This is a genomic window from Reinekea sp. (assembly GCF_982785585.1).
The window spans coordinates 83,049-99,768 of record NZ_CEYAVF010000001.1 but is presented as its reverse complement, the minus strand read 5'-3'; the positions used below and the strand labels follow the sequence as shown (position 1 = coordinate 99,768).

Genomic DNA, 16,720 nt, shown 5'->3' with positions numbered 1-16,720 from the left:
GGCCGCTTTCATGGCTACAAGTTTGGCCTTGGTTGCGGCCTTCTTCTCGACAGCCTTAGCCTTGCGGGCGGCGACTGCGGCAGCTTTTTTCTCTGCCGCGGCGGTCTTTTTAGCCGCATCGGTCAATTTTTTCGCTTCAACGGCAGCGGCCATCGAACGGCGTTTAGCTTCGTCTTTACGGAGCTTAAGGATGCCTTTGGCAAGTTTGGCCGTTAGGGCGGCCTCAGTTTTGGCTGCGTTTAAAACAAGCTTTGCGGCGGCCTGCTCTGTTTTCAGAGCCTCTACAACGACCTTAGCGTCGGCGACCATGGCAATTGCCTGCGTCGCGGCACCGGCAGCTGCAGCAGTCTTTAGCTTTTTCGCCTTGGCAACGGCTTTCGTTTTTGCGGCGATGGCTTTCTTAACCTTCGCGGCAGCCGCGAGCACTTTCTTACTCTGCGCTGAAACTACTTTTTCTGCGCCACTCAATTCGCTTGCTTGAGCCTTCAACAGTTTAGTTTCGAGACTAACCAATTCTGCCTTTAAGATTCCCACTTCTGAAACTGCAACCTTGGCAGCAGGTGCCTTGGCTTTAGCAGGCGCTGATTTTGCAGCGGCGGCCTTGCCCGTTACTTTTTTAACAGTGGCTTTTTTTGCAACAACTTTCTTTATTGCTGCAGATTGAGCTGGTTTTTTCTTTGCAACGGCCATGACCTTGGTCCTCTTAAGGTAAGTGATTAAACTTTGTTAATTCAACTTGACACTATTTAGATTCGGCTTGAAAAATTCAAGCTTTTGTTTTCTCTTTAAATATTTTCATAACGGGTTATTCAATTTCATCAATCCAATCGACCAACTTCTGCCAATCGTTTATGTCAGCCTCCTGAGCATTACTTAGATCGTGAATGCCCAAGCCGTATTCGGAGGATCGGATATAAAATTGGGTATCCCGAAAGGTCGAAATGAACGGGATTTTTAGGCTTTTCAGGAACAGCTCGAGCTTCGAATATACCAGGGTGTTTTTTCGCACCCGATTGGCAACTACAGCGATCCGGCGAGGGCTGCTCCGATAGGCCGGTGTTAGAAAGAGTTCTTTAATAAACAGAGTCGTCGCACGAATATCGATGGGTGATGGGGTAACTGGAATAACAATGAAATCAGATTCGCGTACTAGATCGTTGAGCAATTGGCCGGTCAGCCCCGCGGGCGTGTCGATGACCACCTTGGTGGTGCCAACGGGCAGATTATGAATTTGCCAAGTACGAGTAACCTGTGTTGCACCCTTTTTATAGGCCGACACGCCATGAATTTCGGCGCGCGCCGTTTGCCGCAGTTGCAACCACTGAGTCGATGAACCTTGCGGATCAAAGTCAATAAGCGCGCATTGCTCTTGCCGGCAAGCAAATAGGCTCGACAAATTAGTCGCGATGGTTGTCTTGCCACTGCCGCCTTTGGCGTTTGCGATGAGGATCCGCTTGGGCGCCGCTGTCGGTTTCGCTAGGATGCGTGGTTCAGTTGTCAAATGTGTCGTTACCATGGTCACTCCATAAATGCCCAGCTATGCTAACAGATTTTTACTTGTCAAAAAGCATATAGATAACCATTTGAACCAATCGCCACCAAATTACCCTGATACCAGCCAATATCCAGCACAATCGCGCTTTTAAATGCTTGTTTACCTTCGGTTCCTAGCTTCCATGTTTGAATTTTTTTACCATTTGTCGCATTAAATTCGAATATATTTCGGTGCGTTGTACCCACTAAAAGTCTATTTTCCCCCACAAAGCGACCGCTATAGAGTCGGAATTTTGCTGTTCGCAGAGTCGAAATTCTGGTGTAGGATTTCAGATTCCATATTTCAGCTTTCTCATTGGCTGGCACTATCAATGCTTTTTTGCCACTCGGACTCAAGGCTACCAATGGCACCTGATTGGAATATTTAAACTCTCGGAGCATGCTGCCATCACCAATATTCCAAAGCCGCGCACTACTGTCTTCCGAACCGGTTAGCACAATACCTGCATCGATATTTAGTGCCACGGACACGACTGGTCCCTGATGGATAAACTCTCGCAAAAGGCCGCCATTTTGAACATCAAATAATAACGCGCTGTTATTGGCCAGACCTAGCATGGCAAACCGTCCGTCGGAGGACAGCGCAACGGCCTCAATTTTTGCCGGTGCGGACCAGAACCAAATCGACTCACCGGTCGTTGTGTCCCACAAAACGAGGTTGAAATAATTCGCGGTTACGGCAAAACGTCCATCAGATGAAATGTCGCCGTAAAGAATTTCGGTTAGATAACCCTCACGGTGATTCCAGTTAAAACTGCGGCCTTTTTTTTCCAGATCCCAGTACGAACCACCGTGCAGATAAGACCCCACGACAGCTGATTGGCCGATCTTATCGATGGCGGCGGAATAGATGCCCTGACTGGCCAATTGCACTTTTGAACTTGGCCCTTGTGGCAGACAGCCATTTAGCAGCATGATCCAACACAAGGTAAAAAATAGAGTTATCGGCTTCATAATTGGCAACAGTCAGCGATCGTTGCGGACAGTGTAGCACCGCCCGAACTTGGAACGAAGAAAGATGGCGTTAAGGCCGGCCAAGATTGCTGAGCAGAGTAGGGGGCGAGCTAGGTAATGAGCCGATGGCTTCGGACAGATTAGGGTGAATCTATTATTGCCAAGCGCCATCGACCGCGGGGCGGTCTTGCAACCCATAATTATTAAATTATCCAATAGCAAGCGTGGCCCACCAAACGGGTCACTGCCTTGTGAGCGGTTAGGCCAAGGTCTTTTGATGTGCGGTGTGCAGTCGCGCTATGAGCCGATCTTCCATATCGAATCGCTCGCTCATCTTTTCACCTAAGGATGATAGATCACCATTGAGGTTGACGATGTTGGCCTCGACCAGATCAATTGACGCATACTTATCATTAAAATTGAGCAAGCGCTGTGTTGTCAGTTCAATTTGTGGGTACAGCTCATGGGCCAATTCCAAACCACCATCGTCATACTCCTTGGCTTCGCGAAATAACTGCTCATAAATCTCAAAATGACCTTCGGAGATATAATCGACCAGCTGTTGACTGAAAATCTGCAGTTGTTCTGCCAGATTTTCTTTCCCTTGGGCCTCTTGAATGGCAAAAAAACTGATCAAGGCCTGTTGCCGATCGGACAACCAGCGATCGATCATTTCATGTGTACCACCCCAACGCTCTTGAGCTGTTTTACAGTTTTCCAACATATGGATGACCTATTCTCGCTGCTAATGACGGCATCAACACAACGCCGCAATGAATGTCCTATTAGTACAATATAGGCTCAGTAAGGCCTTCAGACAACCAACAAACGCTTTTTATGCCAGTTTTTCAAACGTGTGGGCACTGACAGAAACACCACGTTAGCCTATACTTCTTTATTTGTCAGCGCAGAGAATTTTATGTTGTCACGATGCTTTAAAAACAGATTTCGTTTTTTTGCCTTGAGCTGTGTCTTAAGCATGGGTTTTTCCTTTGCCGTAGCCGCAGACCTACCCCCCGGAACGGCCTATGTCGAATTGCAGCCGGCCTTTACGCTGAATTACGGGCAAACCACTAAGGTCCGATATCTGCAAGCGGCCGTTACCCTGCGCGTGCGCGACGAACTGGCGGCAGTTGTGGTGGCGGTCCATCTAGATGCAATCCGCCATGAGATTATTATGCTCTTCGCTCGGCAATCGGAAGAAACCGTGCGCAGCAGTGCCGGTCGAGAAGAAATACTCGAGCAGGCGCTTGAGGCTGTGCAGGCATTAATGATTAAGGAGACGGGCGAGATTCTGGTTGATCGCGTCTTGTTTACCTCTTGGGTGGTTCAGAGCTAACCAGCGCCCATTCAACAGCGGCTTAAAGCCGCACATCCTGGCAAGTCTCTGGTCAGCAGCCTTGCCAGCGACAGGTTACTGACGCAGATATTCGGCCAAAAAATCATCGAAAGTGCCGCTGTCGTTTGCCTCAATATCCCGTTGTCGACCGACGCTAGCAGCCGTCTCGCGCTGCCAAAAGGCCACCTGCTCCGGCGCCAAGGGCTGACTAAAATGCGCCGCAAATTGAGCCGACTGCTTTAGGCTGAAATTCAGGTAAGATGATTGTTCTGTAATCTGCGCTAAGACCTGATGTGACGGCGTCAATCTGACATCATCGATCTTGTCTTGCTGCTGCTGGCAGGCTTTCTGGTAACAGTCAGTGCCGGTCTTTTTATCGATCGTGACGGCGAATTCGGCTATCGACTCCATCAAGGTTTGGGCTAATGCCGGTAACAGCTGATCACGGCCGCCATGGCGTATGGTTAAATTCGGGTCTCGCCCGTTCAGTGCCACACGCTCGCTATTACGCTGGACCTGCTGGCATTCGAGCGTCGAAATCTCCGGGCTATCTTGCACTAAACACCAGAGCAAAAACAAATCAACAAAATCAATCTGGCCTTCATCGATACCCAGTGGCAGCAATGGGTTGATGTCGAGGCAGCGCACCTCTATGTACTCAACGCCCCGATACCGCAAGGCATGGAGTGGCTTCTCACCTGAGTAAGCAACACGTTTGGGGCGGATATCACTGTAGTATTCGTTTTCGATTTGCAGCACGCTGGTATTAAGCTGTTGATACTCACCTTGCGCCATTAGACCCATCTGTTCGTATGCGGAATAGGGTGTTTGAATGGCATTGGAGAGAGTTTCGGCATAACTTTCCAGTGAATTAAAGCACACAAACAGATTCGCCTGCGCCTTGTTGGAATACCCCAGATCACTCATCCTCAGGCTGGTCGCATAGGGAGCATAGAGACTCTGTTCACCCAAAGGCGTCAGGTCGGCTGAGCTATGGTCGAGAAAGCTGCTATCAGCCGCGGGTGAGGCACCGAATAAATAAAGCAAAAGCCAACTGTGGCGGCGGAAATTTCGAATCAGACCAAAGTATTCGTTAGTCTTAAACTCGGTCAGGTCACCCGTTTTATGATTCACCAGGGCCCATTGTCGCCAAAATTCTTCACTCAGCGACCAGTTGTAATGCACCCCTGCGATGGTCTGCATTTTCCGGCCGTAACGATGCCATAGACCGTGTCGGTAGATGGTTTTTAGGCGCCCTATATGGCTATTGCCATACTGTGCGATAGGGATCTCTTCCTGCGCAGGCAACAGCGACGGCATGCTGCCAGACCACAACCATTCGTCATCTAGGTGGCTGAACGAAAATCGGTGTAAGGCATCGAGCTCGTTTAGCAGCCGGCCTTTGTCGCTGTGCACACCGGTAATGAACTCCATCAGACTTTCCGAGTAATCGGTAGTAATCGATTTGTGGGTCAAGGCCGAGCCCAGACTCTCCGGATGGCCAACTTGGCTGATCTGGCCGGCTTTACTGACCCGTAAGGCTTCGCGCTCGATGCCACGCTGAAAGGTGAAAGCATTACTGTGTAAGTCTTTAAGCAATTTGAGACGGGTAATGGCAGGCAAGGTGGCGCCCTCGATAAATGTAGCTAAAGTATGGGGCTGAATCGGGATAGATCAAGCTGAGGCCGATCTATTCCATTCATCAGCCACCGGCTGGCGGAGTGCGGGCGAATTAGCGCCGCGCACCCTTTTTAAGCGCCTGATCAAACAGCGCGTCTAAGGTGCTGGCGGGCGCAACGGGCGCCTTGGCTTGGTTGCGGCTGCCGCCGCGTCGGTTAGCACTGCGCTCACCCCCGGGCGTCGCCGAATCCGGTTCGCTTTGGGCATCATCGTCGAGTCGCATCGACAACCCAATGCGCTTGCGCTGGGCATCAATTGCCATGACCTTAACCTTGACGATATCACCGGCCTTAACAACTTTTGCCGGGTCCTCGACGAAACTGTGGCTGAGGGCGGAAATATGCACCAAACCATCTTGGTGCACCCCAACATCGACAAAGGCGCCGAAGTGCGTGACATTTGTGACCACGCCCTCTAAGACCATATTCAAACGCAAATCTTTTAACTGCTCGACACCATCCTGAAACACGGCAGTCTTAAATTCCGGTCGCGGGTCGCGCCCCGGCTTATCCAACTCGGCAATAATATCCATTACGGTGGGCACACCAAACTGCTCATCGGTGTAGTCACTGGCATTTAAAGCCTTAAGAAATTTACTGTCGCCGATAAGGTCGTTAACCGCCTTGCTGCTGGTTTTCACGATGCGATGCACCAGGGCATAGGCCTCGGGATGGACACCAGAACGATCGAGTGGATCGGTGCCGTTCATGATGCGCAAAAAACCGGCGGCCTGCTCAAAGGCCTTGGGCCCCAGTCGTGGCACATCTTTCAGCTGCTTGCGCGAGGCAAAGGCGCCGTTGCTGTCTCGAAACGCCACTATATTGCTGGCAATGGTTAGGTTTAGACCGGACACTCGTGCCAACAAAGGAGCCGATGCCATATTCAGATCGACACCGACTCCGTTCACACAGTCTTCGACCACGGCGTTCAATTGACGCGCCAGAGCAACCTGAGAAACATCGTGCTGGTACTGTCCGACACCAATGGCTTTGGGGTCTATTTTCACCAACTCGGCCAACGGATCCTGTAACCGGTGAGCGATTGATATGGCACCGCGGATGGTTACATCCAAGTCGGGGAATTCCTGTGAGGCATACTCAGAGGCGGAATAGATCGAGGCGCCGGATTCATTGACCATTACTGGTTCGGCTTTAATGGCCGGATGCTTCTTGAGCATATCTTTTACGAACCGTTCGGTCTCGCGACTGGCAGTGCCATTACCGATGGCAATCAATTCAATGTCGTATTTCAGGCACAGAGCCGAGAGTACCTTTTCTGCATCGGCGATACGATTCTGTGGCGCGGTCGGGAAGATCGCGCCATGATCGAGCACCTTGCCGGTGGCATCGACCACGGCAATCTTGACCCCGGTACGCAACCCAGGGTCCAGACCGATGGTGGCACGTGGACCGGCTGGCGCGGCCAGCAATAGGGCTTTCAAATTTTGGGCGAAGACGTCGATGGCCGACTGTTCAGAACTTTCCCGGATTTGGCCGAATAGGTCGGTCTCGATATGGGTCAGTAACTTGATGCGCCAAGTCCAACGGCACACGTCGAGCAGCCACTTATCTGCCGGCCGCGACTGATCTTCGATACCAAAGGTTTCGGCGACCATCAGTGCGCCAGCACCAGCACTGCGCGGATCTTCGTCAGGCAACACCAAGGCTAGGCTAAGGCAGCCCTCGTTACGCCCGCGAAACATCGCCAAAGCACGATGACCGGGCACCTTATTGAGGGCCTCGTCGTGTTCGAAGTAATCTTGGAACTTAGCGCCATCCTGTTCTTTGCCGGCAATCAGGCGCGCCTGAATCTGACCAAACTGCCACATATATTGGCGCAACTTGCCCAGCAGGGCGGCATCTTCGGCAAAGCGCTCCATCAATATATAGCGCGCGCCATCCAGCGCCGCTTTGCTATCGTTTATCTCCGCCTGCGGGTTCAGATAGGCCGCGGCCTGGAGTTCCGGGTCGAGCATTGGGTCACCGAGCAATGCCTCGGCCAGGGGCTCAAGACCGGCCTCTCGAGCAATCTGCCCCTTGGTACGGCGCTTCTTTTTGTAGGGCAGGTAAAGGTCTTCCAATTCCGTCTTGGTTTCAGACTGCATTATGGCCCGTCGCAGCGGATCGGTCAGCTTACCCTGTTCGTCGATGGTGGCCAGAATGGACTTACGGCGATCCTCAAGATCGCGTAGATAGCGCAGTCGATCTTCCAGGGCGCGCAACTGTATGTCGTCCAAACCGCCCGTTACTTCCTTACGGTAACGGGAAATAAAGGGTACGGTGGCGCCCTCATCGAGCAGGGCTACGGCCGCAACCACCTGCCGATCCTGGACATTGAGTTCACGGGCAATTTTTTGTTCAATCTGCGACATGGGTTTCCTTGGGCTTAGCGGTTAACCAGATAATGGCTGTTATAATTGGTAAAAAGAGGTTCGAATGCAAGCCTTCATATACTCGTTAACTCCATGATTCCAAAGGTGAAACAAAGCAAGCCTGGGCATGCCTCATGGGGCGCCCTAGGGGCGCGCTAAGCTGACCGAGAGGACCATCGTTGAGGGTGCCTTTTGCGGAACCACGGCTCTAGCATGAAGGATCATTGCATGAATTAATCAAAGTTCTATTGTCTTTTTGGCGAACTTTGCAATAATCGGCCGAGGAATGTGACTCCATTTGAACTAAAACTAAGGGAAATCCCAATGGCCAAGAAAACAACTGCCTTGAAAGAGCGGCTGACAAAAACGCAAATTCTTACCGAAATTGCCGACAATACCCAGATGAGCAAGAAGGACGTGCAACTGGTACTCGACGAATTGTCAGACTTGATCGAGCGCCATATTAAGAAACGTGCCGTGGGCGAATTTGTTTTACCGGGCCTAATGAAGATTCAGACCGTTAAGAAGCTGGCACGCAAAGCCCGCCCAGGCGTCAATCCCTTTACTGGCGAAGAAATTATGATTGCCGCCAAGCCGGCGACCACCACGGTTAAGATTCGCCCATTGAAAAAATTAAAGGATATGGCGATCTAACAAAACGGATAACATATTATTGGCTTTCGTCTTTGAGAGGCCTATCCTAAATTTTTTTTCGTTTGCCCTAAGGTTAGGATTTTGACGCCCGAATTGCCCAAGCAACGCCCCCTCGACCGAATCGACCTGAAAATACTCAAGGCCTTACAGGATAATGCGCGCCTGTCCTATGTCGAGCTGGCGCAGCGAGTTGGGCTGTCGACTACACCTTGCCTTGACCGGGTCAAGCGGCTCGAAGGGTCGGGTTATATCCAAGGTTACCACGCCAAACTGAGCACCGAGGCCCTAGGCCTCGAGCTTTTGGTGTATTTAGAAATTACCTTGGTGAGCCAATCACCGGAAACCTTTCAAGCCTTTCATGCCGCTACCGAAAAAATTGCTTATGTGCAGGAATGTCATCTTATTTCCGGACAATCTGATTATCTATTAAAGCTGCGCTTGCCCGATTTAAAGAGTTACCGAAAGCATCTCGGCGACCTGCTGCTGGCCTTGCCCCACGTGCGGGAGTCAAAAAGCCATATTGTCATTGAAGAAACCAAGCAGAGCGCGATTTTGCCGTTGGATTTAATCGCCCATCGGCACAAGACTTAGATCAACCCAGCCACTGCATCACCGCCTAGGTCGAATCCAATCGATTGCCCCCTGTCGGCCTTATTCGAGGTGCCCAAACGCCAAAAATCGGCTAGGCTTTAACAACGCTGAACCATTTGTGTCATTTCTTTAAGGAGCTTTACCATGAATCATTGGCTTAAACTGTCCCTGCCACTAGCCCTGTCGGGCGCGCTGATTTCAGGCTGCACGACCATGGACGCCTTTACCGGTGAAAACCAAATTAGCGGCACCTCAAAAGGCGCGCTTGCCGGCGGTCTGCTCGGTGCCGTTATTGGAGCGGCCACAGCGCCCAAGGCCGATCGAGCCAAACGCGCCCTGATCGGCGCCGGCATAGGCGGCGTTGCCGGTGGCGGTGTCGGTTTCTATATGGACAATCAAGAGAAGCAACTACGCGAAGAACTGGTCGGCACCGGTGTGCAGGTACGCCGCACCGAAGCAGGCCAAATCGATCTCATTATGCCTGGCAACATCACCTTTGATGTTAGCAGTGCGGCCGTACAGGCCTCTTTTAAACCGACCCTGGCATCGGTTGCCAGGGTCCTATCCGAATACGATGATACCCTGGTGACCATCAGTGGCCACACCGACAGCAGCGGCAGTAACGAGTATAACCAGCTTTTATCCGAACAGCGGGCTAGCGCTGTCGCCAATATTATCTTAGAGTCTGGCATAGTCTTCGAACGCGTCGCAGCGGTCGGCTATGGTGAGAACCAACCGATCGCCGATAACGGCACCGCTAACGGTCGTGCGGAAAATCGCCGTGTCGAAATCACCCTCGACGCCATCGTCGCTGACTGACGACCGAGCGACTCAATAGATCCTTCCGTCAAGGCAGCCTGGGCTGCCTTTTTACTATTTCATTCAGGTGACAGCGTGGTAATTATTGGTTATATCTCAGCGCTTGCTGCAGCCCTGTGCTGGGCGCTTAGCAGTTTGCTGGCCATCTCGCCTGTGCGCACTCTGGGGGCCATTCCCTTTAACGCTCTGCGCATGACCTCGGTGGCGCTGCTGCTTAGTCTCTGGCTGCTGCTCAGTCAGCGCTGGCATTGGCCCGAGCCAGACGTGCTCTGGACCCTAATGGCGTCAGGCTTTATTGGCATATTTTTGGGCGATACTCTGTTGTTTGTCTCCATGCGAATTCTTGGCCCACGCCTGGCCGGCCTGTTATTCGCATGCAATGCACCGATCAGTTTCGCTCTCGGCTTGTGGCTATTAGGCGAGTCTTACTATTGGCTCAATCTACTCGGTGTGGGCGCGACAACGGTCGGGGTGTTTTTCGCGATTGCCTCGCGCACCAAGACCGGCGGCCATCAGTGGGAGCAGTCGATGGGCCATGTCGGTCTGGGCCTGATGGCCGGGCTTGGCGCTGCCCTATGTCAGTCCTTGGGTACCCTTATTGTATTTGATACCTTGCGCGCCGGTCAGGATCCAGTCTTTGCTACCCTAATTCGTGTGGCCGTTGCGGTGGTGTTTTTACTCCTCAGTTTGTTGGTCCGGGGTATGTCGGGTACGGTTCTGCCTTACCGAGTATTGAGCTCAACAATGGTCGGGCAAACGATTCTCAGTGGCCTACTCGGCATGGCAGTCGGCATGAGCCTACTGCTCTATGCGGTGAAGCTTGCCCCCTTGGGAACAGTCGCCATCCTGTCGGCGACAACACCGGTGATGGTCCTGCCAGCACTATGGCTCACCACTCGGCGTAGACCTTCGGCGGCAGCCTTTGTTTCGGCGATAGTGGTCTTTTTGGGTACGGCAATGATATTTATCGCAGCCTAATGCGCTATGGAGGCACCCGTGCAGATCAAACAACGACTCTTTAGTGCCCTCACACCATTGGCCAAGTGGCATGCGCCCTTTGGTTACATCGGCACCGGATTGTTTGCGGGTTCGATCCTACTACCACTCGTTAATCCGCAGTTAGATGCGCAATGGTGGCTGCTCTGCATCAGCTTAAGCGCCGGCTTTTGGGCGACCTATGCTCTGCTCAAACAGATACAGGATCACCGGCCCAAGCCTGCGGGCCTGGTTGGCTGGTTTGTTGGACTGTGGCATACGTTGATTTTTTGGGCCTGGCTGCTGGTGGCATCCTTACTATTAGTGCTGGTGGTTAAGTTGCTTTTATTTGTTATTTTTAATTGACCTAATTCTCTAACATAAAGGTCACCGGACCGTCATTTTGTAAGCTTACCTGCATGTCGGCACCGAATTGCCCGCAGGTCGTTGCCGGGTGTTTCCGTTGAATGCGTTCTACTACCCGATTAAACAAACGTTCGGCTTCTTCTGGCGCAGCCGCATTGGAAAAGCCGGGCCTAAGGCCCTTACCCGTATCCGCAGACAGGGTAAATTGGGACACCACTAAGATGCTGCCCCCGGATTGGCCAATATCGAGATTCATTCGGCCTTGGGCATCGGCGAAGAGTCGGTAGTGGAGGAGGCGATCGCTGAGACGGTCGACGCTCTGTTCGGTGTCATGGGCATCGATTCCCACCAAAACCAGCATACCCTCAGAGATCTGCGCGATGCAGCGCTGCGCAACCTCAACCCGGGCATGACGAACCCGCTGAATAAGGGCCTTCACGCTTCACTCTCCGGTGAACCCAGACGCAGAGCGAGTTTTTGGGTGGCACCGATCAGGGCGTCTGTTAAGCCGACATCGAAAGCCGAGTGGCCACCTTCACGCACCAGATTCAACTCCCCATCGGGCCAATGCTGGGCCAGCGCCCAGGCTTGCTCCGGTGGGCAAATCATATCGTAACGACCATGTACGATAAAACCCGGGATACCAGCGAGTTGGCTGGCTGCCGCTATGATCTGATTAGGCCGCAAAAAGCATTGTTGGCGAAAGAAATGGGTCGAGATCCGGGCCATCGCGATCGCCGTATGGGTGGCCATATAATAGGTCTCGGCACTGACGCTCGGGCGAAACGAGGCATTGACTGATTCCCAGCGCGACCATTCCTTGGCCGCCGACACCACCGCCAGCTCGTTCTCACCGCGTAATAAGTGATAATAGTCTTCGATCAGATCGGGCCCGATACGCTTACCAACCGGTGCGATAAAGCGTTGCCACGCCTCCGGAAAGAACCGACTGGCGCCGGCCCGATAAAGCCAATCCAAATCCTCTGCGCGGCCCAAGAACACCCCGCGCAAAATCATACCGCGCACCTGCTCGGGACACTGCTGAGCATAAAGTAGGGCCAGGGTCGCACCGAAACTGCCACCGAATAAGACCCAACGACTGATCCCAAGGTGCGCCCGAATCTGCTCTATATCGGCCAATATTAGCGCGCTACTGTTGTGCTCGGTGTCGGCATAGGGTGTCGAACGGCCTGCGCCGCGTTGGTCAAAGATAATGATGTGATAGCGTTCGGGGTCGAAGAAGCAGCGCATCTTGTCGGAGCAGCCCACACCGGGACCGCCGTGCAGTACCAATACCGGTATGCCCTCGGGCGAGCCAGAACATTCTAGATATAGCTGATGGCCATGGCTGACCGGCAACATCTCGGTTCGATAGGGTCGAATGTCTGGAAACAGCGTTTTCATTTCGGTTTCTCCATCAACTCCCCTCATATTGGCACAGTGGTTAGGGTGACGCAAAAACTAAAATGGCGCACTGACTTCGCACAGGCCCGTGCGTGGGCCCTGAACAGTGCTCAGACCGCCTTAGCGGCCTGAGCTGTTCATCAGTAAGGCCAACGCATCGGTGATATGGCTGGGCTTATGAGGCGGTCGCAGCAGGGTTGTTAGGTTTCCGTCTGGGTCCACAATCGCATAATTATCGCTGTGCGCTACGGTATAGTCTTCTTCACCGCTGCCCTCCCGAAAGTAAACGGCACCGAGCTGGTTCGCCAGTGTCGCGAGCTGATCATCCGCTCCAGTCAGGCCGACAAATTCCGGGTTGTAATAGGGCACATAAAGTGACAGTTGCGCTACTGAATCACGCTCTGGGTCGACCGTAACCAACCAGAAACGAACCCGATCGGCCAACCCCAATGCCGTTAATTGCTGCAGGGCGACGTTCATATCGGCCATATTGGTCGGGCAAATGTCTGGGCAATAGCTGTAGCCAAAGGTAATCAGATCCCACTTACCTTGCCACTGCGCGGTGGTAAAGGGGTCGCCGTCATGGCGGGTCAGCTCAACCTCGGGTACCAGCCTTGGGGTGTCAAAGTGCACACCATTGACCAGTTCAAGCTGTTGTTTCAGTGTCGGCCGATCGCCGAGCGTTTTCACCACAATGGCTAACACCATTAGCGCGATCACAACCAGAGATAGACCGACGGTCCAGGCAATGGATCGATTAGTTTTGTTCGTACTATTCATATGAGCTTACCCATACCAAGAGATTATCGGCGACCAGGCGAACCGGTCGACCAACAAGGCTAGAAACAGATAGAGCAGGTAGCTGATCGAAAACTTAAAGGTGCTCCATGCGGCATCGATCTGCTTGTCATACAGCAGACGGTAGCTCCATTGCAAAAATCGCACACCCAAAGCCAAGGCGACAAGCGCGTAGATACCGCCGCTGGCACCCAAGGCGACGGGCAACAAGGACACCGCCAACAACAACCAGCTGTAAAGCCAGATCTGAATACGGGTATAGGCGATGCCATGGGTGACCGGCATCATCGGGACGTTAGCCTTGGCATAGTCATCCCTGCGATGGATGGCCAGCGCCCAAAAGTGCGGAGGCGTCCAGACAAAGATGATCAGCACCAGCAGTAGTGGGAGTCCGGTAATTTGGCCGGTCACAGCTGTCCAACCGAGCAGGGGCGGCATGGCACCGGCCAAACCGCCAATAACGATGTTTTGTGGGGTTGCCCGCTTTAGATAACCGGTATAGATCAGGGCATAGCCAACCATCGATGCGAGCGTGAGCCAGGCGGTCAGGGCATTGGTATAGGCGAATAGAATGGCCATACCTAAGACGGTCAGGACGATCGCAAAGCTAAAACCAGTTCGCGGGGAAATCCGACCCGTGGCGATGGGCCGCTTCTGCGTTCGGGCCATGCGTTGGTCGATTTGCTCATCGAGGATATGGTTCACTGCGGCACCGGCACCGGCAAGAAATGCGATACCCAGCGTGCCCATGATCACCGCCACCCAAGGCACGGCACCAAGAGGCGCTAGGGCCATACCAACCCAGGCGGTGATCAGCATTAAAAAGACCACCTTGGGTTTGGTCATTTCATACAGATCGGCGATGAAGGCTTTAGTCGTCATCATCGACCCCGCCAAGGTTGACTCAGACATAGATTGGATCCTTACGATTTAACAAAACATTGATCAGGGCAACGGTCACCAATAACAGGGCGCCGCCCAAGTTGTGCAACACCGCCACCGATAAGGGCAGGCTGAACACCACGTTGCTAATGCCCAACGCAACCTGCACCGCCAACAGCCCGACCAGTAGGGCGGCCCAACCACGTTGACGCACCCCGATCAGCGCCCAGGCTAGCCCTAGGACGAATACAGAGGCAACGATTGCGCCGATCCGGTGACTCAGGTGAATCGCTGTGCGCGCCGGTACCGCCAACTTGCCACCCTCATAATTCGGCCCTATCGGATGCGCAAAATCAAAACCTGTCTCAAAATCTGCCTCAGGCCACCATTGGGTCTGGCATTTGGGGAAGTCGGTGCAGGCCAGCGCGGCATAGTTGGCCGACGTCCAACCGCCCAGGAAGATCTGCATCAGTACCACAGCCAGTGTCCAGGCGGCCAATTGGCGCGGCTTGTGGAATTGTTTAATCTGCGCAAAGGCACTGAACCGGTTGCCGCTCAGTCGCAAGGTGAGGATAGCGAGCAGGGTTAGGGTGGTAAAGCCCCCGAGTAAATGGGCCGTAACTACCTGGGGCCATAACTTCAGCGTCACCGTCCAAGCCCCGAAAGCACCTTGCAGTAACACTAGGCAGAGCAACAGCAGCGGCAGTTTGAGTGGTTGATTGTGCTCGCGCCGATGCCGTATGGCCATAATAACCAAGGCCACAATAAACAATCCGAGGCCGGTTGCTAGGTAACGGTGCACCATTTCGGGCCACGTCTTGGCTAAGTTAACCGGTATTTCCGGGTAGGTTTCGTTGGCAATGGCAATGTCGATTGCCGTCTGCGGCGCCCAGATATGACCGTAACAGGTGGGCCAATCGGGACAACCTAGACCAGCATGCGACAGCCGAGTAAAGGAACCCAGCACCACAACACAAATTGCCATCAAGGTGGCAGCCAGTGCCAAGCCGAAGCTTGGTTTTCTTAGACTCTTACGCATTCGCTCTATCCGATGGTCGATAATTTAAGGAGTTTCTTGAGATCACTTATTTGGGCACGGTAATCATGGGCATTGGTGAAATACAGCATAATATTGCCAAAGGGGTCAGCGACGAAGACGATATCGTCGGCTAAGTCTGCGGCCGGAATACGACTGAGCAACTCTGCCGATAGGTCATCGGTGGCCAGCGTTCGGACCTGCAGGCGCGGGTACTGGACGACTTCGTCTTGTGCCAGTGGCGTCTGGGTCAACAGCACCCGTTCTATACGCGACTCCAGCTTGCCTAAGGCGATGTGCATCTGACGTTGCTCATACAGGCGTTCGCTACAACTGTCCGCACAGGTAGGGGAGAGCTGAATCAGGGTCCAATGCCGCTCGGTACCGATCACGACTTCTGGATAACCCAGGTCGGTAACCGATAGGACCGGCGTCAACAATATGCCCTTATTCGAGGTCTCATCCGGTAACATTAGGCCACTGAAATAGAGCGCTGTGGATGCCACCAGGACCAGTAAGGGGGTTATTAAAATAATCAGCAATTGGGTCCGGCTATAACGCACAGCCTCCACGTCCCCTGACGACGATACTTCACTCACAATATATACCCCTCAATTATTTTTTTTAAAGCCGGCATATAGAAACATGCACAACAATACTACGGCCATACTAAACCATTGGATGGCGTAGGCTAAATGTTTCGCCCGCGTCATCACCGATGGCTGCCAGATATTCGGCCCGAGGCCCTGCTCTGCGCTGTCAATCAATTGCCCAAATCCTATCACAGGGACGCCAAGGTGCGCCTCTAACCAGTCTGTTGTTAGACCCTGCACCACCCAGCGATCGGTCGCGCCAGGCTGAGCCAGATTACTATCGACATCGAACAGGGCATTCTTCGGTGCTGGGCGCAGAGTCACGCGACCCGCACTCAGACCTACTGGCAGCTTTATCAAAGGTAATTGGCTTCGATCATAGTCGCCGGCCAACCAACCCAAGGACACCGCTAGATGACCCGCTGATGTGTTCACAACGGACCAAATTTCATAACCAAACTGACCTGCTAGGGTCTGATTATCGAGCAAAAATACCATCGGTTGACTGAACTGGCCGGTAACCAAGACATCTCGATACAACGGGATGGCCTGCCAATCGATTTGATCAAAGATCAGCACTTCAGCTTCGCCCAGGTCGAGCAGCTGCGCTTTATCAGCGGCTCTGGTAAGCTGCCAACCGCCCAGAACAATAAACAAGGGTAATAGACAAGCTGTAAAAACCCATAACCACAGGCCAGGTTGAA

18 protein-coding genes and 1 pseudogene are annotated in these 16,720 nt (G+C 52.9%); 6 read left to right on the top strand and 13 right to left on the bottom strand.

Translation table 11 applies throughout. The features are described 5' to 3' along the window. The 4 genes and pseudogenes from AC4FIC_RS00515 to rsd all read right to left on the bottom strand — a co-directional run. Window positions 1-690, bottom strand: a pseudogene (locus tag AC4FIC_RS00515) (hypothetical protein); the annotation flags it as partial. A 115-nt stretch (window positions 691-805) separates the two neighbouring features. Then, window positions 806-1,516 (bottom strand): ParA family protein, encoded by a 711-nt coding sequence (locus tag AC4FIC_RS00510; RefSeq protein WP_100255637.1) that lies wholly within the window; start codon window positions 1,514-1,516, stop codon window positions 806-808. 44 nt (window positions 1,517-1,560) lie between these two features. Next, entirely contained in the window at window positions 1,561-2,508 is a 948-nt protein-coding gene (locus tag AC4FIC_RS00505) for a WD40 repeat domain-containing protein (RefSeq protein WP_476194853.1), read from the bottom strand. A 259-nt stretch (window positions 2,509-2,767) separates the two neighbouring features. Further along, window positions 2,768-3,232, bottom strand: a complete 465-nt coding sequence (gene rsd / locus AC4FIC_RS00500; protein WP_273285050.1) for a sigma D regulator — start codon at window positions 3,230-3,232, stop codon at window positions 2,768-2,770. 195 nt (window positions 3,233-3,427) lie between these two features. On the opposite strand from rsd, the gene AC4FIC_RS00495 reads away from it, so the two are divergent. Then, on the top strand, window positions 3,428-3,847 hold the full coding sequence (locus AC4FIC_RS00495; RefSeq protein WP_273285052.1) for a flagellar basal body-associated FliL family protein: 420 nt from the start codon (window positions 3,428-3,430) through the stop codon (window positions 3,845-3,847). A 75-nt stretch (window positions 3,848-3,922) separates the two neighbouring features. Here AC4FIC_RS00495 and gshA read toward each other — a convergent pair whose 3' ends face one another. Both gshA and AC4FIC_RS00485 read right to left on the bottom strand, forming a co-directional pair. After that, complete coding sequence (gene gshA, locus AC4FIC_RS00490; RefSeq protein ID WP_158524243.1) at window positions 3,923-5,470, bottom strand: glutamate--cysteine ligase; 1,548 nt, start codon at window positions 5,468-5,470, stop codon at window positions 3,923-3,925. 109 nt (window positions 5,471-5,579) lie between these two features. Then, window positions 5,580-7,898: a Tex family protein gene (locus tag AC4FIC_RS00485; RefSeq protein ID WP_287419402.1), complete on the bottom strand. Its 2,319-nt coding sequence runs from the start codon at window positions 7,896-7,898 to the stop codon at window positions 5,580-5,582. Between the two features lie 324 nt (window positions 7,899-8,222). Here AC4FIC_RS00485 and AC4FIC_RS00480 point away from each other — a divergent pair, with 324 nt between their 5' ends. The 5 genes from AC4FIC_RS00480 (at window position 8,223) to AC4FIC_RS00460 (ending at window position 11,303) form a co-directional block, all read left to right on the top strand. Continuing rightward, on the top strand, window positions 8,223-8,552 hold the full coding sequence (locus AC4FIC_RS00480) for an HU family DNA-binding protein (protein WP_273285055.1): 330 nt from the start codon (window positions 8,223-8,225) through the stop codon (window positions 8,550-8,552). 81 nt (window positions 8,553-8,633) lie between these two features. Continuing rightward, window positions 8,634-9,143: an Lrp/AsnC ligand binding domain-containing protein gene (locus tag AC4FIC_RS00475; RefSeq protein ID WP_100255630.1), complete on the top strand. Its 510-nt coding sequence runs from the start codon at window positions 8,634-8,636 to the stop codon at window positions 9,141-9,143. A gap of 144 nt (window positions 9,144-9,287) precedes the next feature. After that, window positions 9,288-9,962, top strand: coding sequence for a YiaD family glycine zipper/OmpA-like lipoprotein (locus AC4FIC_RS00470; protein WP_100255629.1), 675 nt, complete (start codon window positions 9,288-9,290; stop codon window positions 9,960-9,962). Window positions 9,963-10,037: 75 nt separating this feature from the next. After that, the gene (locus tag AC4FIC_RS00465; protein WP_100255628.1) at window positions 10,038-10,940 is read left to right on the top strand and encodes a DMT family transporter; all 903 of its coding nucleotides are present in this window, start codon (window positions 10,038-10,040) and stop codon (window positions 10,938-10,940) included. An 18-nt stretch (window positions 10,941-10,958) separates the two neighbouring features. After that, on the top strand, window positions 10,959-11,303 hold the full coding sequence (locus tag AC4FIC_RS00460) for a hypothetical protein (protein WP_145980194.1): 345 nt from the start codon (window positions 10,959-10,961) through the stop codon (window positions 11,301-11,303). Window position 11,304: 1 nt separating this feature from the next. On the opposite strand, the gene dtd is transcribed toward AC4FIC_RS00460, so the two are convergent. The 7 genes from dtd to AC4FIC_RS00425 all read right to left on the bottom strand — a co-directional run bounded on the left by dtd (window position 11,305) and on the right by AC4FIC_RS00425 (window position 16,673). Next, entirely contained in the window at window positions 11,305-11,742 is a 438-nt protein-coding gene (gene dtd, locus AC4FIC_RS00455; protein ID WP_100255626.1) for a D-aminoacyl-tRNA deacylase, read from the bottom strand. After that, window positions 11,739-12,707: a prolyl aminopeptidase gene (gene pip / locus AC4FIC_RS00450; RefSeq protein WP_100255625.1), complete on the bottom strand. Its 969-nt coding sequence runs from the start codon at window positions 12,705-12,707 to the stop codon at window positions 11,739-11,741. The genes dtd and pip overlap by 4 nt, the downstream gene beginning before the upstream one ends. A gap of 120 nt (window positions 12,708-12,827) precedes the next feature. Further along, window positions 12,828-13,487 (bottom strand): SCO family protein, encoded by a 660-nt coding sequence (locus tag AC4FIC_RS00445; RefSeq protein ID WP_100255624.1) that lies wholly within the window; start codon window positions 13,485-13,487, stop codon window positions 12,828-12,830. Between the two features lie 6 nt (window positions 13,488-13,493). Next, window positions 13,494-14,417, bottom strand: a complete 924-nt coding sequence (gene cyoE / locus AC4FIC_RS00440; RefSeq protein ID WP_273285062.1) for a heme o synthase — start codon at window positions 14,415-14,417, stop codon at window positions 13,494-13,496. Next, entirely contained in the window at window positions 14,410-15,426 is a 1,017-nt protein-coding gene (locus AC4FIC_RS00435; protein ID WP_100255623.1) for a COX15/CtaA family protein, read from the bottom strand. The genes cyoE and AC4FIC_RS00435 overlap by 8 nt, the downstream gene beginning before the upstream one ends. A 5-nt stretch (window positions 15,427-15,431) precedes the next feature. After that, the gene (locus tag AC4FIC_RS00430; RefSeq protein ID WP_145980193.1) at window positions 15,432-16,022 is read right to left on the bottom strand and encodes a redox-active disulfide-containing membrane protein; all 591 of its coding nucleotides are present in this window, start codon (window positions 16,020-16,022) and stop codon (window positions 15,432-15,434) included. Window positions 16,023-16,034: 12 nt separating this feature from the next. Then, window positions 16,035-16,673 carry an SURF1 family protein gene (locus AC4FIC_RS00425; protein WP_158524242.1) on the bottom strand — a complete coding sequence of 213 codons (639 nt, stop codon included), beginning with the start codon at window positions 16,671-16,673 and terminating at the stop codon, window positions 16,035-16,037. Window positions 16,674-16,720 lie beyond the last annotated feature (47 nt).

Bases quoted from the DNA above. Each gene is read 5' to 3' on its own strand.
- AC4FIC_RS00510 (WP_100255637.1), bottom strand. From the start codon at position 1,516: ATGGTAACGACACATTTGACAACTGAACCACGCATCCTAGCGAAACCG.
- pip (WP_100255625.1), bottom strand. From the start codon at position 12,707: ATGAAAACGCTGTTTCCAGACATTCGACCCTATCGAACCGAGATGTTG.
- AC4FIC_RS00445 (WP_100255624.1), bottom strand. From the start codon at position 13,487: ATGAATAGTACGAACAAAACTAATCGATCCATTGCCTGGACCGTCGGT.
- AC4FIC_RS00495 (WP_273285052.1), top strand. From the start codon at position 3,428: ATGTTGTCACGATGCTTTAAAAACAGATTTCGTTTTTTTGCCTTGAGC.
- rsd (WP_273285050.1), bottom strand. From the start codon at position 3,232: ATGTTGGAAAACTGTAAAACAGCTCAAGAGCGTTGGGGTGGTACACAT.
- cyoE (WP_273285062.1), bottom strand. From the start codon at position 14,417: ATGTCTGAGTCAACCTTGGCGGGGTCGATGATGACGACTAAAGCCTTC.
- AC4FIC_RS00485 (WP_287419402.1), bottom strand. From the start codon at position 7,898: ATGTCGCAGATTGAACAAAAAATTGCCCGTGAACTCAATGTCCAGGAT.
- AC4FIC_RS00480 (WP_273285055.1), top strand. From the start codon at position 8,223: ATGGCCAAGAAAACAACTGCCTTGAAAGAGCGGCTGACAAAAACGCAA.
- AC4FIC_RS00435 (WP_100255623.1), bottom strand. From the start codon at position 15,426: ATGCGTAAGAGTCTAAGAAAACCAAGCTTCGGCTTGGCACTGGCTGCC.
- AC4FIC_RS00505 (WP_476194853.1), bottom strand. From the start codon at position 2,508: ATGAAGCCGATAACTCTATTTTTTACCTTGTGTTGGATCATGCTGCTA.
- AC4FIC_RS00470 (WP_100255629.1), top strand. From the start codon at position 9,288: ATGAATCATTGGCTTAAACTGTCCCTGCCACTAGCCCTGTCGGGCGCG.